Source organism: Sphingobium terrigena, assembly GCF_003591655.1.
GTDB lineage: Bacteria > Pseudomonadota > Alphaproteobacteria > Sphingomonadales > Sphingomonadaceae > Sphingobium > Sphingobium terrigena.
In genome coordinates this window covers 75,551-86,594 of sequence record NZ_QVRA01000017.1, presented here as the reverse complement: position 1 = coordinate 86,594, position 11,044 = coordinate 75,551, and the positions used below count along the sequence as shown (strand labels likewise).

The window sequence follows — 11,044 nt, the reverse complement described above, 5'->3', positions numbered from 1 at the left end:
CGCTGGTCAGCGCAATCCGCACCGCCTCCTGCTTAAACTCTTCACTATGCTTCATCATCTCGTCGGTCTCCTGTCACGAACATAAAACGCTCAAGTGACCGGCGCAAAACCGTTACAAGTCCAGTCCATATCGTCGCTCAATATTGCCTGCGTCCCTGGATCAATCCTGCCGTTTGAACATAGTTGGTCGATTGCATCGATCACCGCCTGATCGGTGTTTGACCACAGCGATGAGGCCCCCCCGGTTTGAAGCGCTATAAACTCGTTGTCAGTCATGCCGACCAGTCGCGCGGAATGGACATGGTGCGCCCATTCATAATCCACTCTATAACGCGCAGCCACCCGCAACACCACCATCTCCCTGTGGCGTGGGCTGAGCGTAGAGCCAACCAGCATATATTTGCCCAACTCCAGTACGTGCATCGCCAGTTGGGGATGTTGGGCCAGGGTCATCATGGTGTTGGATCGGGAACCATTTTCCCGTGCCTCTGGCCCTTCCCAGAAGGCAAAGACATCGCGGGCGGCATCGGTCCATTCGCTACGAGGCAGCATCGGTATCATGGGCAACTGCCTATCGCTCATATGATCACCACCGGCTGGCAGGCAGATCGAGCGATAGCGGCCGTTGGTAGGAAACATCGCTGCCATCGCGTTGCCCCTTGATATAGCCACCCGCCTTGAATTGCGGCATTTCCAGGATCGAGGCGTCTCCAGCGATCAGCAAGTCGACCGTGCAGCGTCGCAGCGCAATCTTCCAAGCGCCGTCACGCTTTTCGAGCCGGTCGACATAGCGGCCATTGATAAGGCGCACGCTCTTGCCGTCCGGGTTGAGCAGGCCGACGATGACATAGCTTTCGGCGTGGGCGACAGTCCCGTCAATGTCGCACGTATGGGTGGTAATATTGTGGAGATGCAACTGGCTTCCAGCCGCGTGGATGGCGTTGGCCCATTCGGCGTAATCGGTCCCCTTATTGATCGCCGCGGCACCATGTTCGTCGATCCCGTCGGGATGATAGGCTGCCGTCAACAGATCCACGTCGAAGCGGTCATGGCCGCGTGCATGGCGATGCACGCAATCCTCGATCGCGCGTCGATCCATCAGATAGGCGACATCACGGGCCAGTGCGGCGATATCGATTTGCGCCATTATCTCTCTCCTGGTCGTCAGTTTATCGTTAGGCGCGCGCTGTTCAGGCGAACTCTTCTTCGCCCTCCAGCTTGGTCCGGTGCATTTCTCGCTTGCTGTCGAGCGGATAGGCCGTCGCGCGGTGCATGGTCCCTGTATTGTCCCAGATGACGGTATCGCCGACCGACCATGTATGGCTCAGCGAGAACTGGTCTTGCGTCGCCCATTCGCGCAGGCGGATGAGCAAACGACGACTTTCGACCGGATCCATGCCGACGATATATTCCGCCGTCGATCCCAGTACGAGCGACTTGCGGCCGGACTTGTGCGTCCAGACCAGCGGCAGTTCGTTGGTGCCAAGCTTGGCCCAGGCATCATATTCCGCAAGGCCCGGTTCGGGTTGGACATACAGTTGCGCGTTGACCAACGAATGGACCACGCGGAGCTTTTCCAGTTGGGCCTTCTCATCGTCGGGCAGGGCATCCCACGCGGCATAGGTGTTGCAGAACTCCGTGTTGCCACCGCTCGATGACAGGATCTTGGCAGTCAGCATGGAGGCGAACAGTGGCACGCGGTCCATCGTTCCATCGATGTGCCAATAGAAAGCACCCCTGGTATAGTCGGCCATCGGATTGACCGCCTTGTCCATGGAAATCTTGAACACATCGCCCGTCATTTCTCGCGCAAACTTACCTAGCGTCTTGGTGAAGGCGACCTGTTCCTCATCCGTGAAATCTGTTCTGGAAAAGACGATAACGCCGCGATCTTCCAGAAGGGCGCGGATTTGCGCGGCGTGCCGACCAGACAGCAAAGTCTCTTTGTCGCTTTTGACCACGGCGCCGATCAATGGCTTCACCTGGGTAACGACAAAGCTATCTGACAGGGTTGTCGCCATAAGAATATCCTCTTCCGTTATCCAAAAACTGAACATTTGCTTAGCGCGAAAATCCAGCTGGCGCAATCGCGCTGATCCGCCGTTTAGCGAATCACCGTTGAATGAAAGTGCAAGGGGCCAAACCCGTGCAATTCCTGCGTCGTTGGTGGCGTGCGCCCCTTGTCGGCCAAACCATATTTGCGGGCCATCTCGGCTCCGACCACAGTGTGCCCGCTCAGGATCATCAAGGCAGGATCATTATAGAGCGCCCAGATAACATGGCCGGTGAATTCCGGGGTTTCACACTGCCCCTCCAGATAGCCGAATTTCGCCGGGTTGGACGCGATGATTGCCTTCAGGCGGTCCGTCAGTAACGCACCCATCCAGATGGACATGGCGGCGACATTTAATCCGGCGTGGCGAAAATCGGCGGCCATGTCGAAGGCCATCTTGTCCATGCCCGCCTTGTGCGCACCATAGGCTGCACCTAGAGAATAGTGCGCCGCTCCAGACGCTGAGGTGAAGATAATCAAGCCACGGTCTTGCTGCGCCATGACCGGCGCAACATGCCAGGCTGCCACATAACCGCTGCGGACACCGACGGTGATCATGTCCGCCAGCTTCAAGGGCTTTTCCCAAAATTCACCGGGATGGGTTAGCTCGTCATGTACGGCTGCGGCGTTATTGACCAATATGTCGATGCGTCCCTGCTCGGCTTTCACCGTTTCGAAGAGCGCCTGCACATCGGCGTCATCGCCATGGTCGCATCGGATCGCGATGCCCCTGCCGCCAGCGGCGGTTACCGCTTCGGCGGTTTCATAGATTGTGCCGGGCAGCGCGCTGTCTCCCGCCTGCTGGGAGCGTCCCGTGACATAAACGGTGCAGCCATGGCTGCCCAACGCAATCGCAATGCCGCGTCCCGCGCCACGGCTTGCACCCGTTACGACAGCTACTGCCGATATGTCGCCCATCCTGATACCCCTCACCAAACGACTGAATATTTGAACATTTGGTTAGCGCGGGTGAGGCAGGGGGTCAAGCGTGTGCCTGTCAGGTCACTGGATCGCCGAACAAGCCCGTCAGATCGCCGGGATAGGAGTCTAAAAACGCCTCAATCGCTTGGCGTGTTTCCGAGTGGCCAAGATGGATACCCACGCCATCCTCCATCACCAGCGAGCGGGCGACAGACGCCAGCATCACGGTCAGAGGCAAGGCGGCAAATGGCTTTTCCGGCAACTCGCGTTCACGGAAATGGCGCGTCAGCGCCACCACCTGAATCGCCCGTATCTGCTCGGCATAGCGGGCTATTTCCTCACGTATGAACTTGCGATGGTTGGCCATAGCCATAAATTCTATGGCAAGGGCGGTCCGCTCCGGGTCGGCATTGACTTCCCATAGCGCACGTAACAGATCGCCGCGTGACATCGCTTCGGCATGGCGTTGCAGGCTTTGTTCGGCACCGCGTCGATAAACCGCTGTCAGGAGGTCGTCGATTGTCTTGTAATAATAATGCACCAGTGGTGCCTTGATCCCGGCGCGCTCAGCGATCCGCCGCGTCGTGACAGCGGCATAGCCTTCCTCGATGATGACCTTTTCGGCGGCATCTAATATGACCGTGCGGGTTGAGGATTGTTCGGTCCCAAAACGCCTTGCCTTGGGCTTGGCAGATGGCTTGGGGGCAGCCCTTTTTTTGCGCGGGGCGTTGGGCAGGTCGCTCATGCTGGTTCAAACCGGGCAAGAAGGTCGGTGATGGCGGACTCCAACTGCTGATGGCCCATGCTGACGCCCAACTGGCCTTCGCGTGCAAGCAACAGGGCAGCGCCAGTCGCAAGCAGGACCAGGCTGTCCGAGGTCAGGTGGGTGCTGGTGCCTGACCGATTCATTGCGGCCGTGACCGCTTCGATCTGCAACAGGCGCGCGTCCTCAATATACGCGATCACATGAACCCTTAACGGCGGAAGGTGATTGGCGAGTGCCATGAACTCGGTGATCAGCCGCGCATCGGTCGAGTGCGTGCAGATATCCCAAATGTCGTGCATCGGGCGGTCGGATTGGCACGCAACGCGCAACCGCACCAGCTCGCGCGATGCAAGGCGCCGGAATGTTTCTACGATCAATTCGTCCATCGTGCGGAAATAATAATAGACCAGCCGCTGCTTCACCCCGATCCGTTCCGCAACTGCCCTCGACGTCAGGCAGGCATAGCCCTGTTCACGCAATATATATTCCGCGCCGTCCAGCATGGCGTGCCAATTGTCCGATCCAGCCGGTCCCATTCTCCGTTCCGTTGGCTTGTCCTCTGCGTCCATATCCATCCTGTTCCTGATTGCGCTCTGCCTAACCTTGGACCTGCTCAGCGTAAAGGCGGCAATGAGCGAGAGATTGACACGTCTCACATTTGCTAACAAAGTGACGAACAGAGATGGACTGCCGACAAGAGGGCGCTGCATTGTTTGACGGCTTCAAGAAAATTGCAGACGGCCTCTATTTGGAAGGCTTGGCATTCGACCCTGTCCGCAACGTCATCTGGTACAGTGACGTGATCGCTGGCGGTATCCATGGCGTGCGGACCGATGGCTCGGCCTTCACCACCATCAACAGGGCGCGCAAATGGACCGGAGGCATATTGATGAACGCGGATGGATCTATCCTGTCGTCCGGCGCTGGCGGAATTCAGTGGGATGATCCGGATAGCGGTGTTGGCGGATGGCTGCTCGATACGATTGACGGCGAACCTGTAAACGGCGTGAACGAAATGATTCCCGATTGTGCTGGCGGCCTGTTCTTCGGCACCGTCGATCTGGAGCAAATCGAAAAGGGCGAACAGACCAGGCCGTCCGCCATCTATAGGCTGACACAGGATCGCCGCGTCCTTCTTGCCGCTGACGGGCTAGGCTTCACCAATGGCATGATGCTGAGCGCCGATCGTCGCCGCCTGTTCTACAACGACACGTTCGACGCGACCTATGCCTTCGATGTCGGGCCGGATCTGACGCTCAGCAATCGCCAGCCGCTTCTCAGGCAGGACGATTGCGACGGCATGGCTCTGGATGCAGACGGAAATCTGTGGATCACCGGATATCGATCGAGCAGCTTGACGCGGATCGCGCTGGATGGTGGGCCACATGCTTCCTTTGCGACACCCGCCGGTGCCATTACCCAGATCCGTTTCGGCGGCCCGGACATGCGCGATTGCTATATCACCAGCGTTCCCCGCGACAGCGGCGACAATCTGGCGGTCGGAGCATTGCCAGAGAAAAATCAGTCCATTCTCTATCAATTACGCAGTCGCGTCGCGGGATTGCCGATTGCGCCGACCTGCTTCGCCCTTGGCGGAGGTCCGGCATGACCGGCGTAATCAGGCGGCTTGAAGGCCGGGTCGCTATCGTCACCGGGGCAGGGCAAGGTATCGGAGCCGCCATCGCATATGCCTATGCCCGTGAAGGGGCCAAAGTCGTGCTTACCGGGCGCACCCTGAGCAAACTGGACGATGTCGCTGCTCTCGTCCGGGACGGTGGCGGTGAAGCGCTGCCGTTGGAAGCCTTGGCTGGGAACCGCGATCACGCAGAAATGGTCGTCTGTCAGGCTATCAACCGCTGGAGCCGCGTGGATGTGCTGGTGAACAACGCCCATACATTTACCGATTATCTGGCGCTGGACGATGAACGGATGGAGCATCATGTCCGCACGGATATGGAATCCGGCTTCATTGGATCGTTGCAGCTCATGCAGGCCTGCTTCCCCCACATGCGCGATGTGGGCGGTGGCTCAATCATCAACATGGGGTCCAGCTACGGTATAAGATGCGAACCGGGCTTTTTGGCCTATGCTGCCAGCAAGGAAGCGATCCGCGCCCTGACGCGAACGGCAGCACGCGAGTGGGGCAAATATGCCATTCGGGTCAACACCATTTTGCCGTCGGCGCTTTCACCCAAGGCCCGCTGGTATCTGGAAGATAGCGGAACCTATGATCTGGAGCTTGGCAAGGTCGCTCTGGGTCGGTTCGGATCGCCCGATGATATCGCGCCGCTAGCGCTGTTCCTGGCGAGCGATGAGTCCAATTATATCACCGGGCAGACGATCGGTGCCGACGGCGGAAGCACAATGTTCTGAGGCGCCCAGCCGACGCATGAGAAGGGATACTCAATATAATGATCCAATCTGCCAAAACAGCACTGGTGACGGGCGGTGGGGCAGGCATGGGGAGGGCGATATGTCTGCACCTTGCCCGGAATGGTCGCGCGGTTGGCGTCCTTGACCGCGACGGCGTTGCTGCCGAAGGTGTTGCGCAGGAAATCATTGACGCCGGGGGCGCGGCTCTCGCCGTCACGGCCGATATTGCGCGCCGTCCGCAGATAGAGGTTGCCCTTGCCAATATCCGGGCAGTGCTCGGACCGATAACAATCCTTGTCAACAATGCCGGGGTAGAGGATTTTTGCGCGTTTGAGGATATCGCCGAGGATGTCTGGGACCGTCTGACGGATGTAAATCTCAAGGGTACCTACCATGTCACACAGTTGGTTCTACCCGACATGGTCACTGCGGGTTGGGGGCGGATCGTCAACCTGTCAGCGCTTGGCGCGCAGGTGGGAGCACCCAATATGGTCCATTATACGGCAACGAAAGGCGGGGTAATCGCCATGACGCGATCCCTCGCGATCGAACTCGGTGCAAAGGGCATAACCGTCAATTCGGTGTCGCCCGGCTTTATCGAAACCCCCATGGCCAGGCGCGCCATGGACGGCAATCTTTTCCCTATACCATGGGAGCAGATCGTCGCCACTTACCCCATACCCCGTATAGGACAGCCCGAAGATGTCGCCGCCGCCTGTGCATTTTTCGCTTCGGATGCAGCTGGCTACGTCACGGGCCAGCTACTGGGCGTAAACGGCGGATGCGCGCCCTAACTGTCTGGTTGCGCCACATCATTGGCTCTTAGCGCCAGGTGCAGCTTTGCCGCCCGATGAGGGCGGGGAGTGACCGCAGACTGGCACTGGGGGGCCTTGTCCTGATATGTCTGCCCAAGAAAAACGGCGGGGTTGCCCCCGCCGCTTCTGCATCAATGCTGCATCGAATGTTTGATGTCGCGCATCTCGTCATGTCCGGCTTTGACCGACGCATAGCTGGTTTCAATCAATGCCCGCACAACCGGACTGAGCTTCGTGTCCTCCAGCGCATCCTCGAACTTGGCCTTGATATGATCTTCGCCAGCTTCAACTTCGTTGATGATCGCCTTGTCATCATTACCGGTGACCACGGACTTGAGGTTGAGGAACATGCGATGCGCTCCGGCGAGCAGCGTGCCGTCATCTTCCGGGTTGCCGCCCAGTGCGGTCACCTGCTGCTGCAAGCGCGTGGCGATGGCGCGCCGTTCGCTGGCGCGGCTGGTGAACAGGGTGGTGAAGCGGCTATTCTCGCTGTCCTTGGCGGCTTCTGTATAGCCATCGGCGCTGTCGATGGTCGTGGCGATCAGGCTGTTCAGGGTCGAAATATCGTGGCTGTTATCGGACATAGGAATTTCCTCTTATGGGGGTGGCAGTCACCGCGGCGGTGGGCGACTGCATGATCCAACAACGACGATCCTTCGTGAAAGTCGCATCGATTGCGCCCCGCTTAACCTCCATCAGTATGATTTTTCGTCGACTGACTGGACCTCGTCGGTATGGACGTCGAACCGGACCAGGTTTGTTGGGCCAAATGCCGTCGTCAGCGCCACATCAGTCGCGTCGCGGCCACGCGCCATCAGGACGCGACCGATGCGGGGCCGGTTGTGGCGCGCGTCGCGCGTATACCAGTTGCCATCAATATAGACGTCGAACCAGGCGCTGAAATCCATTGGCGCATCAACCGGGGGAACGCCAATGTCGCCCAGATAGCCGGTACAATAGCGTGCCGGAATGTTCATGCAGCGGCACAGGGTGACAGCCAGATGGGCAAAATCGCGGCACACGCCGCGCTTTTCCTGAAAAGCGTTCCAGGCCGTCATATCGGACCGGGCATGATGATAGCCAAATTCTATATGGTTGTGGGCAAAATCAACGATGGCATCGACCCGCGCCTTGGCCGTCGTATAATGGGCAAAATTGCCCCAGGCAAACGCCATCAACCGGTCTGTTTCGCAATAGCGGCTACCCAGCAGGAAGGGCATCACCGCATCGGGCAATTCCTCGACCGGCGTGTGGGGGCCATCGGGAGCCGGCACATCCACTCCGCCGCTATCCTCAATCACAAAATCGCATGACAGGGTAACGCCGCCCGCCGGAATTGTTAGGCGCGTTGCGACATTCCCGAAGTCATCCTCGAAATGATAGAGCGGCACGTCCGGGCTGGCCATCAGTCGCTGGGGCGTGCGCAGGTCGAGATGGCGGGAGGGATGCAGGCTCAGCATCGCCATCATCGCGGTCTTGTTCTGGGTTTCAAATCTGATTTCATATCCGCAGCGGATCAGCATGGAGGGGACTTTCCTGAAGTGCCGACAGGGCGGCCGTTATTGGCTTTAGGTAGGGCAGGACGACGCAGGCCGGGGATCAGTGCAGACCGGGGTGCTGGCCAAATGTCTCTGGCAAGTGCATCAAGGTGCCATGTTCGCACAGGAAAGCCCAATGCCGATCGCGAGTGCGGATGACATTATTGATCGTCAGCATGGTCATGGGGGAGGATCCTGATGGCCAAAGGCGTGGCAAATGAGCTATTGGGTCTGAACGATCCGGCACCGTTCGGGCTGTTCAACGCAGCAGGCGCGTCCCCGTTCCTGCTGATCGGCGATCATGCCGGGGCGGCGATACCGGAGGCGCTGGGTGATCTGGGCCTGTGCGATGCTGACCGCCGCCGCCACATAGCGATCGACATTGGTGTTCATGGTCTGGGCCATAGGTTGGCCGAACGGCTCGACGCGCCCTTTCTGCACCAGATTTATTCGCGTCTGGTTATCGATTGCAACCGCAATCCTGCGCGCGATGACGCAATCCCGGTTGTGTCCGACGGCAGCCGGATCAGCGGCAATGAGGGATTGAACGAAGCCGCGCGCGCTGTGCGGGTGGCGGCGATTCACGCGCCCTATCATCAGGCGATCAGCGAGAGGATCGACGCGCGCCGCGCGGCCGGGCGCGACACGATCCTGCTATCGCTCCACAGTTTTACGCCGGTTATGGGCGGGATTGCTCGACCGTGGGAGGTGGGTGTCCTGCACTGGCTTGGCTGCACCCATTTTGCCCATGCCATGTTGGCGGCGTTGCGCGACACAGCGGCCCTTACCGTGGGCGACAATGTTCCCTACGCCATGGATGCGACGGACTTTACCGTTCCTTTCCATGCCTTTCCTCGCGATCTTGCCTATGCGGAGATCGAGGTGCGGCAGGATTTGATCACCAGTGTCGAGGGACGCATGCTCTGGGCCGATCATTTGGCGCAAGCCGCAAAAGACGCTTTGCAACGCATCAGTTGATGGCGAATCCGCATCATGTGTCTGGCCGATATGGCTTGTGCTAGCGCTGGCAACGATCTATTCCAATGCCATGCCAGACCCAGAAATCACGGCGCTGCAAGTCGCGCGGGACGATGATGTAGCCGTTGCGTTGATGCCGCTCGCGCCCGGGCAGGTGGTTGCCATCGGTGATCGCGAAGTGACCATTGTCGATGCGATCTCGTCGGGCCACAAATTTGCCGTCCATGACATATCCGTCGGCAGCGCCGTCCGCCGCTATCGCGCCCCGATTGGCACCGCGACGCAGCCGATCGGCGTCGGTGAGCATGTGCATAGTCATAATGTGCAAACCGCGCTGCGGGGCGAACTTGCATACGAATATACGGCTAAGGCTGCGGAGGCGGTCGAAACGCCGGACCGTGAACGGCCCGGTTTCATGGGCTATGTTCGGCAGGACGGCAGCGTCGGTATCCGCAATGAAATCTGGATATTGCCCTCGGTCGGCTGCGTCGGCCGTCTGGGCGAAAGGCTGGCCCGCTGGGGCGAGGGTCTGGTCGGCGACCATGTCGATGGCGTCCATGCGTTCAACCATCCATTTGGCTGCTCGCAACTGGGCCATGATCTGGAAGGTACGACAGCGATCCTTGCTTCGCTGGCGCAAAACCCCAATGCAGGCGGCGTGTTGATCGTCGGGCTGGGCTGCGAATCCAATCAGCTTGACCTGATATTGGCGCATATCCCGCCAGAAAAACGGGCGCGGGTCCGCACTGTGCGGGCGCAGAGCGAGCAGGATGAATTTGCCGCGGGTAAAGCGGCGCTGGAAGCGCTCGCCGATCTTATGGCGCAGGATGTGCGGCAGCCGGTGCCGCTGTCGGCGCTGCGGTTGGGGGTCAAATGCGGTGGTTCGGACGCGATGAGCGGCCTGACCGCCAATCCGCTGATCGGCCGGATGGCGGACGCGGTTACCCAAGCGGGTGGAACGGCGGTCCTGACCGAAATACCCGAAATGTTCGGCGCGGAACAATTGCTGCTGGCGCGGGCGGAGAGCCAGGCGGTGTTCGATCGGCTGACGCAGGTCGTCAATCGCTTCAAACGCTATTTTCTCGACCATGGCGAGCCGGTGTCGGAAAATCCCAGCCCCGGCAATATCGCAGGCGGCATCACCACGCTGGAGGAGAAATCGCTCGGCGCGGTGCAAAAGGGCGGGCTGGCGCGCGTCGTCGATGTCATCGATTATGGCCATATCGCAACCCGGCACGGGCTGACGATATTGGAGGCGCCGGGCAATGACGCGGTATCGACGACGGCGCTGGCGGCAGCGGGCGTGACGCTGACGCTGTTTTCCACGGGCCGGGGTACGCCGCTGGGCAGTCCGGTGCCGACGATGAAGATCGCGTCCAACGCGGCGCTGGCGGCAGCCAAACCGGGCTGGATCGACTTTGACGCGGGGATGGTGCTGACAGACGGCATGGATGCCGCCGCGAACGCTTTGCTGGATCGCATCGTTGCGGTCGCAAGTGGTGCGCAGGCCTGTAATGAGCGCAATGACGAACGCTCGATCGGCATCTGGAAACGCGGTGTCACCCTTTAGGCGCGCGCAACGCTCCCTATACAAACGGCC

At 59.6% G+C, this 11,044-nt stretch carries 14 protein-coding genes; 5 read left to right on the top strand and 9 right to left on the bottom strand.

The window, feature by feature from the left end; translation table 11 throughout:
- Positions 1 to 90: 90 nt before the first annotated feature.
- The 6 genes from D0Z70_RS16980 to D0Z70_RS16955 form a co-directional block, all read right to left on the bottom strand.
- Positions 91 to 648: a carboxymuconolactone decarboxylase family protein gene (locus D0Z70_RS16980; RefSeq protein ID WP_119748520.1), complete on the bottom strand. Its 558-nt coding sequence runs from the start codon at positions 646 to 648 to the stop codon at positions 91 to 93.
- Positions 587 to 1,147, bottom strand: a complete 561-nt coding sequence (locus tag D0Z70_RS16975; protein ID WP_119748518.1) for a nuclear transport factor 2 family protein — start codon at positions 1,145 to 1,147, stop codon at positions 587 to 589. Before D0Z70_RS16975 ends, D0Z70_RS16980 begins: the two co-directional genes overlap by 62 nt.
- A 43-nt stretch (positions 1,148 to 1,190) precedes the next feature.
- Positions 1,191 to 2,021, bottom strand: a complete 831-nt coding sequence (locus D0Z70_RS16970) for a TauD/TfdA dioxygenase family protein (protein WP_119748537.1) — start codon at positions 2,019 to 2,021, stop codon at positions 1,191 to 1,193.
- Between the two features lie 83 nt (positions 2,022 to 2,104).
- Complete coding sequence (locus D0Z70_RS16965) at positions 2,105 to 2,971, bottom strand: SDR family NAD(P)-dependent oxidoreductase (RefSeq protein ID WP_119748516.1); 867 nt, start codon at positions 2,969 to 2,971, stop codon at positions 2,105 to 2,107.
- A gap of 79 nt (positions 2,972 to 3,050) precedes the next feature.
- Positions 3,051 to 3,719 (bottom strand): TetR/AcrR family transcriptional regulator, encoded by a 669-nt coding sequence (locus D0Z70_RS16960; RefSeq protein WP_119748514.1) that lies wholly within the window; start codon positions 3,717 to 3,719, stop codon positions 3,051 to 3,053.
- Positions 3,716 to 4,315, bottom strand: coding sequence for a TetR/AcrR family transcriptional regulator (locus D0Z70_RS16955; RefSeq protein ID WP_239018985.1), 600 nt, complete (start codon positions 4,313 to 4,315; stop codon positions 3,716 to 3,718). The genes D0Z70_RS16960 and D0Z70_RS16955 overlap by 4 nt, the downstream gene beginning before the upstream one ends.
- A 182-nt stretch (positions 4,316 to 4,497) precedes the next feature.
- On the opposite strand from D0Z70_RS16955, the gene D0Z70_RS16950 reads away from it, so the two are divergent.
- The 3 genes from D0Z70_RS16950 to D0Z70_RS16940 are packed head-to-tail and all read left to right on the top strand — an operon-like array spanning position 4,498 to position 6,907.
- Complete coding sequence (locus D0Z70_RS16950; protein WP_239018984.1) at positions 4,498 to 5,349, top strand: SMP-30/gluconolactonase/LRE family protein; 852 nt, start codon at positions 4,498 to 4,500, stop codon at positions 5,347 to 5,349.
- Positions 5,346 to 6,113: an SDR family NAD(P)-dependent oxidoreductase gene (locus D0Z70_RS16945; RefSeq protein ID WP_119748508.1), complete on the top strand. Its 768-nt coding sequence runs from the start codon at positions 5,346 to 5,348 to the stop codon at positions 6,111 to 6,113. The genes D0Z70_RS16950 and D0Z70_RS16945 overlap by 4 nt, the downstream gene beginning before the upstream one ends.
- A 38-nt stretch (positions 6,114 to 6,151) precedes the next feature.
- The gene (locus tag D0Z70_RS16940) at positions 6,152 to 6,907 is read left to right on the top strand and encodes an SDR family NAD(P)-dependent oxidoreductase (protein ID WP_119748506.1); all 756 of its coding nucleotides are present in this window, start codon (positions 6,152 to 6,154) and stop codon (positions 6,905 to 6,907) included.
- Between the two features lie 152 nt (positions 6,908 to 7,059).
- Here D0Z70_RS16940 and D0Z70_RS16935 read toward each other — a convergent pair whose 3' ends face one another.
- From D0Z70_RS16935 to D0Z70_RS25705, 3 genes are all read right to left on the bottom strand, one after another.
- Positions 7,060 to 7,512 carry a PA2169 family four-helix-bundle protein gene (locus D0Z70_RS16935; RefSeq protein WP_119748504.1) on the bottom strand — a complete coding sequence of 151 codons (453 nt, stop codon included), beginning with the start codon at positions 7,510 to 7,512 and terminating at the stop codon, positions 7,060 to 7,062.
- Between the two features lie 111 nt (positions 7,513 to 7,623).
- Positions 7,624 to 8,451, bottom strand: coding sequence for a transglutaminase-like domain-containing protein (locus D0Z70_RS16930; RefSeq protein ID WP_119748502.1), 828 nt, complete (start codon positions 8,449 to 8,451; stop codon positions 7,624 to 7,626).
- Positions 8,452 to 8,527: 76 nt separating this feature from the next.
- Positions 8,528 to 8,650, bottom strand: coding sequence for a hypothetical protein (locus D0Z70_RS25705; RefSeq protein WP_275402222.1), 123 nt, complete (start codon positions 8,648 to 8,650; stop codon positions 8,528 to 8,530).
- Positions 8,651 to 8,664: 14 nt separating this feature from the next.
- Here D0Z70_RS25705 and D0Z70_RS16925 point away from each other — a divergent pair, with 14 nt between their 5' ends.
- Together D0Z70_RS16925 and D0Z70_RS16920 are read left to right on the top strand one after the other, a co-directional pair.
- Positions 8,665 to 9,444: an N-formylglutamate amidohydrolase gene (locus D0Z70_RS16925; RefSeq protein ID WP_119748500.1), complete on the top strand. Its 780-nt coding sequence runs from the start codon at positions 8,665 to 8,667 to the stop codon at positions 9,442 to 9,444.
- 70 nt (positions 9,445 to 9,514) lie between these two features.
- Positions 9,515 to 11,014 (top strand): UxaA family hydrolase, encoded by a 1,500-nt coding sequence (locus D0Z70_RS16920; protein ID WP_119748535.1) that lies wholly within the window; start codon positions 9,515 to 9,517, stop codon positions 11,012 to 11,014.
- Positions 11,015 to 11,044: the final 30 nt, after the last annotated feature.

Bases quoted from the DNA above. Each gene is read 5' to 3' on its own strand.
- D0Z70_RS16980 (WP_119748520.1), bottom strand. From the start codon at position 648: ATGGCAGCGATGTTTCCTACCAACGGCCGCTATCGCTCGATCTGCCTG.
- D0Z70_RS16975 (WP_119748518.1), bottom strand. From the start codon at position 1,147: ATGGCGCAAATCGATATCGCCGCACTGGCCCGTGATGTCGCCTATCTG.
- D0Z70_RS16970 (WP_119748537.1), bottom strand. From the start codon at position 2,021: ATGGCGACAACCCTGTCAGATAGCTTTGTCGTTACCCAGGTGAAGCCA.
- D0Z70_RS16965 (WP_119748516.1), bottom strand. From the start codon at position 2,971: ATGGGCGACATATCGGCAGTAGCTGTCGTAACGGGTGCAAGCCGTGGC.
- D0Z70_RS16960 (WP_119748514.1), bottom strand. From the start codon at position 3,719: ATGAGCGACCTGCCCAACGCCCCGCGCAAAAAAAGGGCTGCCCCCAAG.
- D0Z70_RS16955 (WP_239018985.1), bottom strand. From the start codon at position 4,315: ATGGATATGGACGCAGAGGACAAGCCAACGGAACGGAGAATGGGACCG.
- D0Z70_RS16945 (WP_119748508.1), top strand. From the start codon at position 5,346: ATGACCGGCGTAATCAGGCGGCTTGAAGGCCGGGTCGCTATCGTCACC.
- D0Z70_RS16940 (WP_119748506.1), top strand. From the start codon at position 6,152: ATGATCCAATCTGCCAAAACAGCACTGGTGACGGGCGGTGGGGCAGGC.
- D0Z70_RS16935 (WP_119748504.1), bottom strand. From the start codon at position 7,512: ATGTCCGATAACAGCCACGATATTTCGACCCTGAACAGCCTGATCGCC.
- D0Z70_RS16930 (WP_119748502.1), bottom strand. From the start codon at position 8,451: ATGCTGATCCGCTGCGGATATGAAATCAGATTTGAAACCCAGAACAAG.
- D0Z70_RS25705 (WP_275402222.1), bottom strand. From the start codon at position 8,650: ATGACCATGCTGACGATCAATAATGTCATCCGCACTCGCGATCGGCAT.
- D0Z70_RS16925 (WP_119748500.1), top strand. From the start codon at position 8,665: ATGGCCAAAGGCGTGGCAAATGAGCTATTGGGTCTGAACGATCCGGCA.
- D0Z70_RS16920 (WP_119748535.1), top strand. From the start codon at position 9,515: ATGCCAGACCCAGAAATCACGGCGCTGCAAGTCGCGCGGGACGATGAT.